Here is a 16,636-nt window from a genome sequence, read left to right as displayed (position 1 = left end):
TGTTCGCCCGAAATTAGATGAACCGATGCCCGCAAGAGATACGCTTATGGAAAAAAGTACTATGGTTATAATAACAAATTAAGAAGAACATGCCTAGCGGGTTTTTAGTAAAAAAACTTATTGTATTCCTATTACCTAAAATATTATAATATTTTGTACTCAAGGTGCACTTATAAGTGCTTTTATATCCGTTTTAAAGGTTAAAAAGCTATCTTTGTGTCGAAAAAAATAACTCTAAAATAATTTATATCTATGAAACCAACTTTGTATATCCTTGCAGCCGGAATGGGAAGCCGTTATGGTGGTCTGAAACAAATGGACGGACTGGGTCCGAACGGCGAAACTATCATGGACTATTCCATCTATGATGCCCTGAGAGCCGGATTCGGAAAGATTGTATTTGTAATCCGAAAATCATTCGACAAAGATTTTCGCGAAAAAATTATATCAAAATACGAAAAGCATGTTCCTGTAGAAGTTGTATATCAGGAACTGGACAACCTGCCAAAAGGATTTACATTAGACCCTGAAAGACAAAAACCATGGGGTACCAATCATGCTGTAATGATGGCAAAAGACGTAATACACGAACCTTTCGCTGTAATCAATGCTGATGATTTCTACGGACGCGAAAGCTATGAAATTCTGGCTAAACAATTAATACAGATGGAAGGCCAACAAAACCATTATTGTATGGTAGGTTACCGTCTGCACAATACATTGTCTGAAAGCGGTGCTGTGGCCAGAGGAGTTTGTGAAACCAATGCCGAGCATTTCCTTTCAAGTATTGTAGAACGTACCCACATCGAACGTAAAGATGGAAAGATTCAGTATAAAGATGGAGAAAACTACTGGTTCGAATTACCTGAAAACACTCCGGTATCTATGAATATGTGGGGGTTCACACCTGATTACTTCGAACACTCGGACAAATACTTCGTTAAGTTCCTCGAAGCTAACACAGGTAACCATAAAGCCGAGTATTTTATACCGCTGATGGTGGATCATCTTATCATCAACGGAACAGCCGATGTCAAAGTATTGGATACACCGTCTAAATGGTTCGGCGTTACCTATTCGGAAGACAGAGAAGGCGTAGTAGAAAAATTACAAAAACTGGTGGAAAAAGGAGAGTACCCTACCCCACTATGGAAATGATAACGAAAGGTTATTTTAAACTATTTTGAAACCTTTTATCATGATTTTTTGTTATTTTTGTATGGAAATCAGCGAGTAAGAGCGCAAATAAGTCACATTTGCACACTCAAGATGACAAAATGGTGTAAAACATCGAAAAATATTCACGTTATATAAATATAAATTCAAAAACAATGGTAAGTTACAAAGACTTAGGATTAGTAAACACTAAAGAAATGTTTGCAAAAGCAGTAAAGGGCGGATACGCTATACCTGCTTTCAATGTAAACAACATGGAACAACTACAAGCTATCGTGCAAGCTGCTGCTGAAACAAAATCTCCGGTAATTGTACAGGCATCTAAGGGTGCTCGTCAATATGCGAACCCTATCTTGTTGCGCTACATGCTGCAAGGTGCTGTTGAATATGCAAAAAGCCTCGGATGGGAAAAACCTCAAATCGTGCTTCACCTGGATCATGGTGATACTTTCGAAACTTGTAAAGACTGTATCGATTCTGGTTTCTCTTCTGTAATGATCGACGGTTCTCACCTACCATACGAAGAAAATATCGCCCTTACAAAGAAAGTTGTTGACTATGCTCACCAATTTGATGTAACAGTAGAAGGCGAGCTTGGCGTATTGGCTGGTGTAGAAGACGAAGTATCTGCTGAGCACCATACATACACACAACCCGAAGAAGTAGTAGACTTTGCTACACGTACCGGTTGCGACTCTCTGGCTATCTCTATCGGTACTTCTCACGGAGCTAACAAGTTTACTCCTGAGCAATGTACAAGAGACGAAAAAGGAAACCTTGTTCCTCCACCGCTACGTTTCGATATCCTCGAAGAAGTAGAAAAAGAACTTCCTGGATTCCCTATCGTACTTCACGGAGCATCTTCAGTTCCACAAGAAGAAGTAGCTACTATCAACAAATATGGCGGTGCATTGAAAGATGCTATCGGTATTCCTGAAGAGCAACTTCGCAAGGCTGCAAAATCTGCTGTATGTAAGATCAACATCGACTCAGACAGCCGTCTGGCTATGACTGCTGCTGTACGTGAAGTATTCGCAACTAAACCTGGTGAATTCGACCCACGTAAGTATCTTGGTCCTGCTCGCGACAATATGAAGAAACTGTACAAGCACAAGATCGAAGAAGTTCTTGGTAGCGCAGGAAAAGCTTAATCTGAACGAAAGATTATACTGACATATTTAAAGGATTGCCTGTACAGGCAATCCTTTATTTGTCTTATTTTCAACATTATAAACAAGTAACAACATAAGGATAAGGCTGATAAACAAGAGAGCCGGTAAGGATAACTCACCGGCTCTGATATATTTAGAATTTAAGTGTATTCTTTTTATTGCGCTGTTTCTATACGCCCTTTATCATTCTCCCTGCTTACGAATTTCCATTCTTTATTTCCTGTACATTGGAATGTATAAGTCCATGTAACGTTGGTATCTGCACCCGGTTCTGAGTATATGACGATATTATCGTATCTCGCAAATTGGTCTACACCACTTACCATAGGGGTAGCATCAGGATATTTGAGTGTAAGCAATATCGTAAGACCTTCGATAGTACGGTCATTCATAAACTTAACCTTTTCTTCCGTTGTTCCGCTCATCGGGTAAGTATTATCCTTATCACGATAATTAAGCTCCCGGTAAGTTATATTACCATAGTATTCGCTAAATCCAAAGTAATATTCAGCATTACCACGTGTATCCCAAACATCCACATTTCCGTCCATCAGATTATCTTTTACATAATCTACTATCATACGGTAATCAGATTTAGATATAGGGATAATAATCGTAGGATCGAATATCCATTTCTTGGTTTTATCTATCTGAGCACGCACAAATTGAGACGACTCTTCTGCCAGAGTAGTTTGTATAGACCACTGGCTGTTTTCATACTTCAACCTGTCGGCGTAGAAGACTCCTGCTGCTGTACGGTAAACGATTACCTTTTCAGTTCCAACAACATTCTGTACCATGTATTGAGGTAAAAGTGTTTGAGCCTGAGATGTACTCAGAATAGGAGAAGAAAGACTAAGTTTCTCCGTATAATCCTTTGGTTGCAATGTTAAAATACCACTACCTACAGTTTTCCAGTTGCTGCCATCATATGTATATGTCGCATATTGTGGAGCCTTATTAGGAACATCTATACCGATAACCATATCTGATACTTTTACATTATCGATCTGGAATGTGGTTGACTTCTGAGGTGTAGACATTCCATCTCCCTTATAATGGAAAGCAATATATACACTATTTTTCCCTGCATAATCGGAAATATCCCCCATTCCGGCAGGAGCCAACGTTCCAAAACCTGAAGTTGGACCCTTAGGCAATGTAAATTCGGCACTTATATCTTTCCATGTAGCTGTAGAGATACCGGCCTCTGTTCCGTTGAAGTTATCTGATATCTGGATGCTCAGGCAGTCGGCATTGTAATAGCCGGCAGTAACATCAAACAACAAGTGCGGTGTAGTAGCTTCTGATAAATCAATCTTCTTGGTTATCAACCACACATCATTCAGCTGACCTGAGTTATTAGAAGACATCTGGATATACATATTTCCGCTATAGCTTCTTACCTGCCATGATTTTGTTCCCGTAAGGTCTTTGTTTATCCAGTCTGTTATAACTGTAGCATTAGCTGCATACGATTCGAATGTTTCTTCCAGATAGTTTGTACCTTCTACAATAGAGGGTTCCGACATATCGGGTGAGTAATTGTATTCGAGAGTTTTATATGTACCTTCTACAGCATCCGGAAAGACTTCCTTTAATACCTTCGGTAAGTTAGTCTCAGGTGTTTGTTCCGGATTGAAAGAGTTGGTATAGAGTTTGTCACCCCATGCAATCTGATAGTCGTCCATTGTCAATACATGTCCTGCACCTGACAATCCGCTAAGAACTGCATCGCGAGCTGCATCGTACATATAGGAAACCATAGCCGAAGATTTTACATCGGCTGTAAAATACTTCTTCTCCAGCAAATAAGGGATCAACACAGAAGGATCGAGTTCCGGTGTGAACTTTTTGGCAGCATTCAACTTTGTTGCCAGTGCTTTGTTCTCTTCTGTACCGGTAGCATTGAGGGCACTTACAATAGTGCCATAGTCAGCTTCAGTCATTGTGTATTGGTAGCTTGCTACGTTTGTAGGCTTTTCGGCATCTTCGTACCAATCAAAGTTATCTTCATTGAAATCTTTACAGGAGAATGTAATGAAGACCATAAGTAATATATATACTATCTTTTTCATCTTATTATTCGTTTTTTAGGTTTAGAAATGAACTTTCAGTCCTACACTCCATGTACGTCCAAAGCCATAATACACTTGAGCTTTTTTGGCTTTCTCATCATTGTCATCAGACTTAACTCCTCCATCCTGAGCATCGGCAATCCATACTGCATCGAACAAGTTATCAATATTTGTATACAAAGACGTTTTGAGTCCCAAAATATCAAATCTATAACTGAAGTTCATATCCCATGTATGAGCATCCGGTATCTGCCATGGCTGATAGAAGTCATTCTGTCCGATCTTATTTATAGAAACTTTGAAGTCTGCAAAATTTCTACCATAATAGTTATAATCTAAACCTATACGCATACCTTTGAATATTTCATAATCGGCGCCAAGAGCGACAAAAGTCTGAGGAGAGTTACCCACATGGATACCTTTCAGATTCACAAGCACCTCTTGCGTAACACCATTTTTTTCTACAACCTGGCCTTTATCGTCTATGGCAAAACCAGAAGCATTACTATCCCATTTCCAGTTATTGAATGCAGCCATAGCTCTCAGATTAAGTTTTTCAATTGGACGCACATTCACCTCCAATTCAACACCCTGATGTAAAGCATTTACTCCGTTAAGGTTAACTGTACCATCCTGAGGCCTGTCTTTATCCAGCGTATATACCATTGTTTTGTCCATCCATTGTGTACGATAGATATTCAATTTGGCATTCATAAAGCGGTTTATAAATCCATAGCCGGCTTCCATCGAAAATATCTTCTCATTCTGTCCGTCAGGGTTTATTGCATTACTCTTTTGATTGTTAGTATAAATTCCGGCTGAATAGAATGGGGTACGTGAAAAATAACCTATGTTTACAAATGCGTTATGATTCTGGTTAAAGTTATAGTTAGCTCCTCCTTTTACACCGAACCCAGCCTTATTTGTAGTTTTCGATTTCTCATTATCAGCTGCGAATTTTTCCACACGCCAGTAATTCGACACATTGAATGATCCGGAAACAAATGCACTTAATTTGTCCTTCGAGTACTCAGCCTGTCCGAATACGCCTTCCTGCATCACAAAACCATCATAATTGCGATATACAATATCCCCAATAGTTAGTTTTTCGTTCACCCATTCAGGGTTGTCTTTGTATTTACCATCGATAGCTCTTTGCGGATCAATCAGAAAACTGCCACCAAGAAGGTCTTCAATCTTAGTTTTGTGTATTCCCTTATAGTAGCGGAAATCTATACCACCCTGCAATTCTATTTCTTTGGTTATCTTATTGCTATATGTAGAAAGTAATCCTACCCACACATGGTTGTTTATTGCATTCTGAATAGCTAGTAACGATCCGTTAGGATTATCAGCATTTTGCCTCATTAATTTTGCAAAGTCATATGTTCCGAATCCTGCAACTTTACCGTCATTCGCACGATAATCTTGATTTACCCTACCATTAGTTGAGCCATAAGCAAGATTTCGGTTAAATGTAGCTCCATTTTCATCTTTTCCGGCAAGCCCCGAATATCCTCCACCGGAACCGAGAGACAAATAAAGAGCTGTCGACAGGTTCGATTTCAAGTTAATATCCCACACATGGTTTAATGATATCTGCGGTTTATGATATTCGTTACGGTTAAAAGTTTTATACTGGCCGGAAGCATCATATCCATATCCGGCATTGTATTGGTAACGTTCACCTTCGGGCAGTTTTGCCCATTCTTCGATCAATAGTTGATCTTTACGTTGATTGTGCCATTGCGGCGCCCCGAAAGCTGTGAACGATAGAACTTGATTGTCTCCTAATTGTTTCGAAACGTTTAGAAAGTAGGAATAAGCCTCGAAATCGGTAGACTGAATGTATCCGTCGCTCCATGTCTTAGAACCTAGCAGGGTTACAGCCCATCCATTATCCATCAGACCGGTCGATACATTGAATGCCACTTTATTGTATCCGTTATTACCCATACCATAATATACAGATCCTCCCTTTTGGGCATCAGTTGTCTTTGTCACAATATTAATAGACCCACCTACCGATGGCGAAGAAATCTTAACGGCACCAAGACCACGCTGCACCTGATAGATACGTGTAACATCGCTAAGTCCGGCCCAGTTTGACCAGTACAGACCACCCCATTCCATATCATTCATTGGCACACCGTTTATCATAACGGCTACGTTAGGAGAATCGAATCCACGCACATTCACGCGGGAGTCACCATATCCACCTCCTACTTTTGTTGCATATACACTCGGTGTTGATTTAAGTAACTCCGGAAACTCTTTGGTACCAAGCTTCAGTGTTATTACCTCCGCATCTATTGTAGACATCGCTACCGGTGTTTTACGATCGACACCAATGGTAGAAGTGATAATAACATCACTCAGTCCGAAAGCATCCGGTTCCAACTCGATATTACCCATATTTGATGCAGCATCAAGGGTAACCGGTTTGTAACCGACATAAGTGAATTTCAATTTTCCTTTTAAGGAAGCCAGACTCAAGGTAAAACTCCCATCGAGTTCTGTTGCAGTACCTTTCTTTTCACTTTCCGAAAAGACTGTAACTCCGATCAGCGGCTCTTTAGTATCTTTGTCCACTACTATTCCTTTCACTACAGATTGAGCAAAAGCAGTAATGGAACAAAATAGAACACCTACCAATAGAAAAGACAACTTTTTTCTCATATTTTTTAAGATTAAGAAATGAAATTAAATTGATATGTAAGTTAAATTATATATAAATTCAAGACTATTCGCAACTTATTAATATATATCTGTAACAGTTCCGAACATTTGCAATACACACTCTATTATTTGGTTACAATTTGTAAATACAACAAACACATTTTGTACGATACCCTTCGTCTGATTTTTACATTTCTACACAAATATAGGCTATAATAATTAAAAAATATAAATAGAAAAAGTTATTTTTTTGTTACATTATGGAAAAGTTTTCAACATCAACTATATATAAAAAATAAGAAGACCCGCACCTTCTTATATTGAGATCCGGGCCTTTTATCATCAAAGTGAAATTTATCTCACTTCGTAACCGGCTTCTTTTGCATAATTCATCTGAGCTGTAGCTAACTCGTCAAACAGTTTGGAAGACTCCTCCATTTTACCTTCATATTCTTTATAGATCTTGTTGTAATCATCTTCTGATGATTCAGAATTCAAAGCAGAAAACTTCTTCCCTGTTTCTACCATGCTTCTAAGGCTCTCATAAGTCTTAACAGCAGCTTCTTTAAAGGCATCCCCACCTTTAGGCACTTCCAGTGCTTTCACAACAGCAAGCTCGGCATCGATCTTAGCCAGAGCACTATCTGTTTGTGCTACGATAGAAGAATAATCTTTATTTTCCATCGATTTGGCTATTGCATCCTGACATTCAGATTGTACATTCATAATCACTGAATTTGCGTTGGTTATAGCATCGTTAAATGCAACCGGACTCGGGCCACCGCAAGAAGCCAATACCAGAACTGAAGCCAATAAAGAAAATAGTACTTTTTTCATGTTAAGTTAATTTTTATAGTTTTATAATATGTTTAGATTGTCACAAATATATAAAAATCTTGGAGATAACAAAAATTCAAGAAGTTAATGCCCTTTTCTTAGCTAAGAACTCTTTTATACCACCAATGTGTTCGCGTACCTTCTTATCCGAGAACTCATATACCTTGGTCACCAGTCCGTCAAGGAAATCGCGGTCGTGTGATACCAGAATAACAGTACCGTCATAGTCGAGCAACGCATTCTTCAAAACTTCCTTAGTTTTCAGATCGAGGTGATTGGTAGGCTCATCGAGAATAAGCAGGTTGACAGGCTCGAGCAATAGTTTTATCATCGCCAAGCGGGTTCTTTCCCCTCCCGAAAGGACTTTCACCTTCTTTTCCGAATCGTCCCTGTTAAACATAAATGCGCCCAGTATATTCCGTATCTGAGTACGGATATCTCCTTCGGCAACACGATCGATAGTTTCGAATACGGTCAGCTCTTCATCGAGAAGGTCAGCCTGATTTTGCGCAAAATAACCTACCTCTACATTATGCCCGAGCATCATAGTGCCATCGTACGGGGTTTCGCCCATCACACATTTCACAAATGTAGACTTACCTTCCCCGTTCTTTCCGGCAAGGGCTATCTTTTCGCCCCGCTCTATCATCAGGTTGGCATGCTCGAAGACAAGATAATCGTCATACCTTTTAGTCACCATATCTACCGTCAGCGGATAGTTGCCAGAGCGAGTTGCCGGCTGAAAACGGATACGCACCTGAGACTTGTCTTCCTCATCTATTTCCACACGCTCCATTTTCTCAAGCTGCCGGATACGGCTCTGCACCAGTACGGCTTTGGCTGCCTGTGCCCTAAACCGCTCTATGAATTCCTCTATTTCGGCAATCTGCTTTTGCTGGGCTTCCCAAGCATGTATTTGTTGCTGACGGCGCTCCTGACGGAGTTCAACGTATTTAGTGTAATTGACTTTATAATCATATATACGCCCCATTGTCAATTCGATGGTACGTGTAGTAACTGCATCTATAAATGCACGGTCGTGCGATATAAGCACTACGGCTTTGGCTTGTGTATTGATAAAGTCTTCGAGCCAACCGATAGACTCTATATCGAGATGGTTGGTAGGCTCATCCAATAGCATGATATCGGGATTGCGAAGCAGAAGCTTTGCCAGCTCGACACGCATACGCCATCCTCCGCTGAATTCGCTTGTCATACGATCGAGATCGGTACGTTTAAAACCCAATCCCATCAACGTCTTCTCTACTTCGCCTTCAAAGTTGATGCCTTCTACCATAGCCAGACGCTCGTGTGCATGGGTAAAGTCATCTATCAGCTTTGCATATTCGTCCGATTCGTAGTCGGTACGTGTTTCCAGCTGCTTGTTCATATCTTCTATCTTTGCTTCGAGTTCGAAGATATGTGAGAAGGCCAGTGACGCCTCTTCGCGCACCGTACGTCCGTCCTCTATTTTCATCACCTGCGGCAGATAGCCCACAGTGGAGCCATCAGGGCTGGTAACAGTACCTTTATAGTGTGTATTCACTCCTGCCAGTATTTTTAGCATGGTACTTTTTCCTGCTCCGTTCTTACCGACGAGGGCTATTTTATCTTTTTCGTTGATTATATAACTTATATTATCAAATAGTATCCTGTCCCCTAATTCTACTTTTAGACTGTCAATTATCAACATTTATGCTTTCGTTTATTTTTTGAAGGTGCAAAGATAGCACCCATTAAACGAATTTCTCCCATCATGCTTGAACAAATTTCCGAATACGGGATAAAATGAATAATGAATTACGAGTTTACTAGTCTTTAGTCTACTAGCTTGCTAGTTAAAATTTTCTTTCTTCTCCCGTAGGGGCAGATCTGTGTGTCTGCCCGCTTATCCGATCTTCGGGCGAACACACTACATTTTAACTAAAACCTTACAAAGCTCACATTTTTATAGTTATTTTTATTCATCCTTCTTATACGCGGTCTCGTCAACCTTTTCTTTATCAGACCAGATGCCGCCGGGAGCATATTTCTCGTCTATCATTTTCTGACGCTTGTCCCAGTAGTCAGGCTCGTCCATCGCACGCAGCATATCGGCTGTATGCTGGTCGGGTACATTGATGATCATCGGACGGCGTGAAGGGCTGTTGTCGGCTTCGCGGCGTTTGTCGTTGCGGTCGAGCACGTATTTGATGGCGCGCAGGTCGGGCGGGCATTGTTTCTTACGGACGGTACGGGTCTTGAGTATCTGATGGCTCGAATTGCTTTTGGCCGGTTCGTACACGCAGCGCTCTTCGGTGAGTACGCAGCCTTCGAGTTTTTGTTTCAGAGACCGGCGGGCAATAACTACCAGTGCATCGTCGCGGCGGTCGATGGCTTCGTCTACCTTACGGCGAAAGTCGGGTTTGGTGTTTCGCCACTCATAATAAGTATGGCGGCTAATTTTCAGGGCCTCGCATATTTCGGTGATGGTGTAGGTGTCTTCTTCTATCAGGCGGATCATCTTTTCAACTAAACGGTCTGAGTATTTCATAACTTCAAAAAATTATTGGTTTATACTTTTTAGGTATAGATAAAGTTTGGGGAAAGTGATAAAAAAGGAGTAAAGTTGTTGAACTCTATATCAGTTGGAAGTAACTTGAAAAAGGACTTTAGTCAAACAGTTTGGCTAAAGCCATCTAGTATAATCTTTTGATACCTCCACTTAAAAGTGGAGGCAATTCTTTTGCTTACACAGACTTCTTGTCCGTAGGCAAAGAAAATACAGACAAACTAGTCCGAAAGTGATGAAATACCCTTTATTTACAAGAGTTCTACTGATAAATTATTTTTATTTTCATCAAAAAGACTAACATATATTAAACTTGTTTATATTTGCCTTACTATAAAATTTTGGTATAACAGGAATGGGAACAAAAAGATATTGTCCGATACTATATAAAACTATACTTATTGCTTTATTATGTTTGGTTTCTCTGGGTATTTCTGCCCAAAGGCGAAGTTCGAAACAGAAGCAACCTGTAGTGACAAAAGTGGACTCCACGCAGATAGCCCTGAACCAGAGCCAAGGGGCGCCTGTAGCACCGTTCAGAGATACTTTGTTTCTGATACACGGTAGTATCGGATCATTTACTGTACAGCAAAGAGCTGCAGCCATCAATGAAAAAATTCAACAATTGGAGGAGTATGTATTATATTCTCCCGACTCGCTGCGTCTGGAAGAGTTTAACGACCAGATAAACATTGTGTATGAGGATGGTAGATATCAGCATCCCCGAATCATAGTGAGTATAGATACGTTGCAGGCTCAGATATACGGACGTTCTAAAACGGATCTCGCGCAATCGTATCTGCACCTCATCATCAGTGCAATAGATAAAGAACAATACGATAACAGTTGGAAAAGAAAAGGCATACAGGCACTTACAATTATATTGATCATAGTCGCCGAGTATTTCTTTATCCGTCTGATCCAGTATTTGTACAGACGACTCAGAATTGTAGTAAGGAAATTACAGCACAAAAAGATAAAAGGATTTCTGGGTATTATAGACGCGGAAAAAGAGGTACAGATTATTTTTGCACTGCTCAGGCTTATTCGTTTCCTTATTATAGCAACAGCTTTGGGAGCCGGGTTGCTACTTATATTCAAGCTGTTCCCTTATACTACGAGCCTTTCCGACCAATTGATAGATTATATTGTAGCTCCACTGAAAAAGATAGGGCTCAGTATAAAAAACTATATGCCCAATCTGTTTACGATACTTATTATTATAGTCATATTTAGATATATCAAGAAATTCCTGCGCTCTATTACCGATAAAATAACAGAGGGCAAGATTACTTTTAAGGGTTTTTATCCCGACTGGGCTAAACCTACTTATAATATTGTTACAGGAATATTACTTGTATTCACATTTATACTGATATTTCCTTATTTGCCCGAGTCCGATTCTCAGGTATTTCAGGGGGTTTCTGTTTTTGTCGGGCTCATTATATCGCTGGGGTCGACTAGTGTAATAGGCAACCTTATTGCAGGATTGGTTATTACATATATGAGGCCGTTCCGGATGGGAGACAGGGTAAAGATGGACGATACCACAGGTACAATTATTGAAAAAACGGCTCTTGTGACGCGTGTAAGAACGGCGAAGAATGAAATTATTACGATTCCCAATTCGAGTGTAATGAATACGAAAACAGTCAATTATACATTCTCAGCCAATCAATATGGACTAATTTTGTTCTCGACTGTAACTATAGGGTATGAAGTCCCATGGAGGCAGGTACACGAGCTATTGCTGAAAGTGGCATATAAAACCGAGAATCTGAACAGAAAACAAAAGCCTTTCATTATGCAGACTGCGTTAAACGACTTTTATGTAGAATACCAACTGAATGTCTACACTAAGGATGCCAATAAGATGAACGATATATATTCAGACCTCCGCAAAAATATACAGGATGTGTTTAATGAAGCGGGGATAGAAATCAGGTCTTCGCACTATAATGTGAATACAATATATAATATGCCGGAACCTTACGAAAGGCCTCCGTATGGTGCACACAAAGAGGATCAACATTCTTAGTCTCTTATATATTTGAACAAAACATTACAGTTGCCACGACTTTTAAGTCGTTTTATAAATATTTCCTTATCTCCTCCACTTAAAAGTGGAGGCAACTAATACTCATAACAATCTCATATACCCTTATTGTAACGAAGTAAGCAATCACTTTAATGAAGCAAACTTCAGGCACACAGGCATATCCAATCTGATATCTCTGAATGTATCTTCGAGTAGCCCTGTTTCCTGATTACGCAGGAAAATCTGAATTACATCGCTGTCGCGACTGGCAGCAAGCAGGTATTTGCCATTAGGCGTAATCACAAAGTTGCGCGGATGAACTCCTGTTTCCTGATAACCGACTTTGGTTAGTTTACCATCACCTTCGTTTACCGAAAATATTGCAAGCCCGTCACCTTTCAGGCGATTCGATGCATACAGGAATTTCCCGTCGGGCGAAACGTGTATATCTGCGCTTCCTTTGGCATTCAAGGTATCGGCCTGTATAGACTGCATCTCGGTCAGGTTTCCGGTTGCACTGTCGTATGCAAATCCGATGACTGCCCCCGAAAGTTCATTGATCAGGTAAGCATATTTCCCGTTCGGATGAAAGGTAAGATGACGTGGCCCCGAAGCATCGGCAACCTTAAATGCAGCAGGTGTACCTACTTTCAAGTAGCTGCCCGGCGCACCGTTATTCACATCAAATTTGTGCACTTTATCTGTTCCCAAATCATCTGCAAACAGGTATTTTCCGTCAGGAGAATATTTTACACAATGTAAATGCGGTTGTTTCTGGCGTTCTGTATCGACGCCTTTACCCTGAAAGGTTATAACCTGTGCAGCAGGATTGAGCGATCCGTCTTCTTTAGTATCGAACAGAGTTATACTTCCGCCGGAATAGTTAGCCGTAACAACATGTTTACCGGCATCATCGACAATAATATAACAAGGAGCATCGCCACCCGTCAGCTGACTGTTTATTAACTTCAGCGAACCATCCTTCTTGTCGAAAGCAAATGCACTGGCAGCACCGGCATTGTTTCCGTCCTCAGATACGGCATATACATACTTCTCATCCTTGCTCACAGCCAGAAATGAAGGATTGCTTATTTTTACCACACTTTTATATTGGGAATAGCCCGATACCGTATCGAACTGATATACATAGATACCCTCGCTCTCGCCTCCGGTATATGTGCCCACCAGAAGATACATACTGTTATTGTCTGATATAGATTCCATATTTACGTTTGTTGTATCTGCCATATCGATGGCTGTTTGCCCTGCATTTTTGTTTTTACCGTTACAAGAAAGCATTGCCAGCGCAATGAAAGCCGCTAAGAAAAAATAATTACGCATAGTTCCTTATTTTAATAATTGAATTTTCAGAAAACAAAAGAAAGCAAAATTTATCAGATTCCGCTTAGAATTTTTAATAACATGATTTTGGAAGATAAAATTCGAGTGAATATTTTGTTTTAATTGGATTAAAAAGCTATCTTTGTCGGCTGAAATAAGAAATAACTAAAAAACCACTATAAAAATGAAAAAAGATATACATCCAGAAAATTACCGTCCGGTTGCTTTCAAAGATATGTCTAATGATGAGGTTTTCATCTCACGTTCAACTATCAATGCAAAGGAAACTATCGAGATAGATGGTGTTACTTACCCTTTGGTAAAGCTTGAAATCACAAGTTCTTCACATCCATTCTATACAGGTAAACAAAAACTTGTGGATACTGCAGGACGTGTTGATAAATTTATGAGCCGTTACGCTAAGCGTACTCAGACTGAGAAATAAATTATAGCGATAAAGCTTTTATCGAGATAATAGAAATAGGAAAGTCCTGAATAATATTCAGGACTTTTTTATTGTGTGACATTTTGTGCATTATGTAGGGGCGTATCGCATACGCCTGTTTGTTGTATCTCTTCTTCGGGCGTATACAATACGCCCCTACATCTTGAAATGCTTATTCAATCGCCTTCTGCAATCGCTCTACCATAGAGTTACCCAGTTTGGTTTTGGTATCGATATGTTTGAGTACAACCTCTACAAAGGCATTCTCTTCAAACACCCCGCGTACCTGCTCAAAGTCGATCTGCTTCTGGTAGCGGTCTCCATCTACACCGAAACCAGTCTGAGACGATAAAGAGAACTCCTTACGGGCATCTTCGTAGATCATCTTGTCGAGACCGACAACAGCTTCCTGCCAGCGTTTCACAATATTGATCACATCGGCTGCCGTTATAGTATCGAGAGACAATCCGTAATATTGCTGGATTTTGTCCCATGCCCACGTCCATTCCAACGAGTAATAATCTTTATGAAGATTCTCGAACACAGCATTTATTTCATCTACTTTGGTTATTCTACCCGATTCTATATCATCTATCAGACGATCTATTTCCGAGCGTGGAGCCAGTAAGCCACCTATATCACTCCATACCGATAGTCCGACCGATGTATCGGGCTTCAGATATTGCCTTATTTCATCATCGCTCGTACACGAACAGTCTGTCAGACGCGAGATAATGGAGTTACCCAAAAACTTATTGATAGCTATATCGTACAGTTTCAGCCCTTTCTTCAGCGAAGAATTCTTTATACGACAACCTTTGTATGAATAAAAGTCACTGGCTTCGCCGCAGGTATCGAGCATATCTTTTAGTATATCTATCGCCTTAAACATTTTCTGCACTGTGTAAGGACTGAGCAAGTTGAAGTTTATCTGATCCAGCTTGTTCGGGTCTTTACGCTTGTCACGCTTCGGAAATTTCTGCGCATCGCGGATAGTACCCACACTGCGAAGGTTAACGCCCGGCACTAATACGGTTTCATTCTTATCCTCTATCAGGTACGAGAATGGCATATTAGAAGTATCGGTATTGTGATAGTGACGCCCCATGATCAGTGAAAATGCACCGATACGCGACGGCCACAGTATATACGAATCACTGGTGGTCTTACCTCCGCGCTCAACGATTCCCTGATGTATAGGCCCCAGCTTGTACATATGGTTGCTCTGATTGGAGCCCGAACCGGCATTCATAAACGAGAACATACCCGCAATAAGTAAAGTGGACTTGTGGTGCGTCACAGTATAAGGACCGGCAAACAGCGCACAGGCCTCTCCGTTCTCACCCTGACAGTTGCTAAAGAACAGCGAATCGCCTGCCGAGTAGGTATGTCCCAACTGACAGGATTGTCCCACAAAGCAGCGTGTAAGCATTGTCCCGTCCTCTACACGCGAGCCCGAGCAGATGATAAAATCGTTAGCCATCACGCTATATCCGATATGGACAGGATCGTGTTCGTTACTGTTGATGCTGCCGTTCTCTAAGTGGCGTGCCCCTTCGATAACGGTACAGTCTCCTATCTTTACATTCTTTATAGCTCCGGCATTTACAATAGTCACATCGTTGCCGATAGTACCTATAGAAGATGATTGTTCCTGTGCATATGCCTGCACCATATTCTGCAATTTCTTAGTCAGTTCGGGACGATGGCGATAGAAGGACAGTATATAAGCATAATGGGCGCTTAGTTTATCGTAGATCATCACTTCTCTCCCACCCGTTTCGTTCAATACGGCAACTTCGACACCGTTACCGAACGATGATTCACAATCGACATACAGGTGGTGTATATTTTGTATCCGCACATTGTTTCCTATACGGTAATTGGCTATATAGTTCTGGATGCTTTCTATAAGCACATTGTCGCCCAATTCACAGTTGTGTAAGCAGGCATGATTTATTCCCGTATGCTTTTTCAGACCGCCGGGTAATGTAAATTCTTTTTCGAAAACGCCCAGTTTTATCGTACCCGAGAAATTCACATGCTTGATATAATCAGGCTTGAAATCGGGATGCACCGTTATATTATTCCAATCGTCAGCAGTACAATTCTGCAATTTTAACACATCTATCTCCTGAGAAGTAAGGGATCTGTAATTCATCTTCTACATTTTATTGATTAAATCATATAAGGCATAAAAATGCTGCTACATTATTTCAATTAAGGTTGTATCTGTCATCAAAAGATGCAAGTCGTCGACAAAATTAAAAAAACCATTCAAAAAACTACCATTTTAAAAGATAAAAAATAGCCCCGCTC

General features: G+C 40.5%; 11 protein-coding genes. 4 read left to right on the top strand and 7 right to left on the bottom strand.

Going from position 1 to position 16,636, the window contains the following annotated elements; all coding sequences use genetic code 11:
- Window positions 1-252: 252 nt before the first annotated feature.
- Complete coding sequence (locus tag M2448_RS10635) at window positions 253-1,158, top strand: sugar phosphate nucleotidyltransferase (RefSeq protein WP_280645996.1); 906 nt, start codon at window positions 253-255, stop codon at window positions 1,156-1,158.
- Window positions 1,159-1,331: 173 nt separating this feature from the next.
- The gene (locus M2448_RS10630; protein WP_280645997.1) at window positions 1,332-2,327 is read left to right on the top strand and encodes a class II fructose-bisphosphate aldolase; all 996 of its coding nucleotides are present in this window, start codon (window positions 1,332-1,334) and stop codon (window positions 2,325-2,327) included.
- Between the two features lie 176 nt (window positions 2,328-2,503).
- Here the strand turns inward: M2448_RS10630 and M2448_RS10625 are convergent, their stop codons facing one another.
- The 5 genes from M2448_RS10625 to M2448_RS10605 all read right to left on the bottom strand — a co-directional run bounded on the left by M2448_RS10625 (window position 2,504) and on the right by M2448_RS10605 (window position 10,475).
- Window positions 2,504-4,426, bottom strand: coding sequence for a choice-of-anchor J domain-containing protein (locus M2448_RS10625; RefSeq protein ID WP_280645998.1), 1,923 nt, complete (start codon window positions 4,424-4,426; stop codon window positions 2,504-2,506).
- Window positions 4,427-4,447: 21 nt separating this feature from the next.
- Complete coding sequence (locus tag M2448_RS10620; protein WP_280645999.1) at window positions 4,448-7,105, bottom strand: carboxypeptidase-like regulatory domain-containing protein; 2,658 nt, start codon at window positions 7,103-7,105, stop codon at window positions 4,448-4,450.
- A 354-nt stretch (window positions 7,106-7,459) separates the two neighbouring features.
- Entirely contained in the window at window positions 7,460-7,942 is a 483-nt protein-coding gene (locus M2448_RS10615; protein ID WP_280646000.1) for a hypothetical protein, read from the bottom strand.
- 76 nt (window positions 7,943-8,018) lie between these two features.
- Entirely contained in the window at window positions 8,019-9,635 is a 1,617-nt protein-coding gene (locus M2448_RS10610; protein ID WP_280646001.1) for an ABC-F family ATP-binding cassette domain-containing protein, read from the bottom strand.
- 267 nt (window positions 9,636-9,902) lie between these two features.
- Window positions 9,903-10,475 carry a phBC6A51 family helix-turn-helix protein gene (locus M2448_RS10605; protein WP_280646002.1) on the bottom strand — a complete coding sequence of 191 codons (573 nt, stop codon included), beginning with the start codon at window positions 10,473-10,475 and terminating at the stop codon, window positions 9,903-9,905.
- Window positions 10,476-10,848: 373 nt separating this feature from the next.
- Between M2448_RS10605 and M2448_RS10600 the strand changes: the two genes are divergently transcribed.
- Complete coding sequence (locus tag M2448_RS10600; protein WP_280646003.1) at window positions 10,849-12,531, top strand: mechanosensitive ion channel family protein; 1,683 nt, start codon at window positions 10,849-10,851, stop codon at window positions 12,529-12,531.
- A 144-nt stretch (window positions 12,532-12,675) separates the two neighbouring features.
- On the opposite strand, the gene M2448_RS10595 is transcribed toward M2448_RS10600, so the two are convergent.
- Window positions 12,676-13,872, bottom strand: a complete 1,197-nt coding sequence (locus tag M2448_RS10595) for a lactonase family protein (RefSeq protein ID WP_280646004.1) — start codon at window positions 13,870-13,872, stop codon at window positions 12,676-12,678.
- A gap of 184 nt (window positions 13,873-14,056) precedes the next feature.
- Here M2448_RS10595 and M2448_RS10590 point away from each other — a divergent pair, with 184 nt between their 5' ends.
- Window positions 14,057-14,317 (top strand): type B 50S ribosomal protein L31, encoded by a 261-nt coding sequence (locus M2448_RS10590; RefSeq protein ID WP_280646005.1) that lies wholly within the window; start codon window positions 14,057-14,059, stop codon window positions 14,315-14,317.
- 172 nt (window positions 14,318-14,489) lie between these two features.
- Here M2448_RS10590 and M2448_RS10585 read toward each other — a convergent pair whose 3' ends face one another.
- On the bottom strand, window positions 14,490-16,478 hold the full coding sequence (locus tag M2448_RS10585; RefSeq protein WP_280646006.1) for a DUF4954 family protein: 1,989 nt from the start codon (window positions 16,476-16,478) through the stop codon (window positions 14,490-14,492).
- Window positions 16,479-16,636 lie beyond the last annotated feature (158 nt).

The sequence above is a fragment of the Dysgonomonas sp. PF1-14 genome, from assembly GCF_029892965.1.
GTDB lineage: Bacteria > Bacteroidota > Bacteroidia > Bacteroidales > Dysgonomonadaceae > Dysgonomonas.
The sequence above is the reverse complement of the archived record's forward strand: the minus strand, read 5'-3'. Positions and strand labels throughout refer to the sequence as shown.

What these genes read in the sequence shown, in the direction of transcription:
- M2448_RS10635 (WP_280645996.1), top strand. Translation starts at nt 253, where the DNA reads ATGAAACCAACTTTGTATATCCTTGCAGCCGGAATGGGAAGCCGTTAT.
- M2448_RS10630 (WP_280645997.1), top strand. Translation starts at nt 1,332, where the DNA reads ATGGTAAGTTACAAAGACTTAGGATTAGTAAACACTAAAGAAATGTTT.
- M2448_RS10610 (WP_280646001.1), bottom strand. Translation starts at nt 9,635, where the DNA reads ATGTTGATAATTGACAGTCTAAAAGTAGAATTAGGGGACAGGATACTA.
- M2448_RS10620 (WP_280645999.1), bottom strand. Translation starts at nt 7,105, where the DNA reads ATGAGAAAAAAGTTGTCTTTTCTATTGGTAGGTGTTCTATTTTGTTCC.
- M2448_RS10615 (WP_280646000.1), bottom strand. Translation starts at nt 7,942, where the DNA reads ATGAAAAAAGTACTATTTTCTTTATTGGCTTCAGTTCTGGTATTGGCT.
- M2448_RS10600 (WP_280646003.1), top strand. Translation starts at nt 10,849, where the DNA reads ATGGGAACAAAAAGATATTGTCCGATACTATATAAAACTATACTTATT.
- M2448_RS10605 (WP_280646002.1), bottom strand. Translation starts at nt 10,475, where the DNA reads ATGAAATACTCAGACCGTTTAGTTGAAAAGATGATCCGCCTGATAGAA.
- M2448_RS10595 (WP_280646004.1), bottom strand. Translation starts at nt 13,872, where the DNA reads ATGCGTAATTATTTTTTCTTAGCGGCTTTCATTGCGCTGGCAATGCTT.
- M2448_RS10590 (WP_280646005.1), top strand. Translation starts at nt 14,057, where the DNA reads ATGAAAAAAGATATACATCCAGAAAATTACCGTCCGGTTGCTTTCAAA.
- M2448_RS10585 (WP_280646006.1), bottom strand. Translation starts at nt 16,478, where the DNA reads ATGAATTACAGATCCCTTACTTCTCAGGAGATAGATGTGTTAAAATTG.
- M2448_RS10625 (WP_280645998.1), bottom strand. Translation starts at nt 4,426, where the DNA reads ATGAAAAAGATAGTATATATATTACTTATGGTCTTCATTACATTCTCC.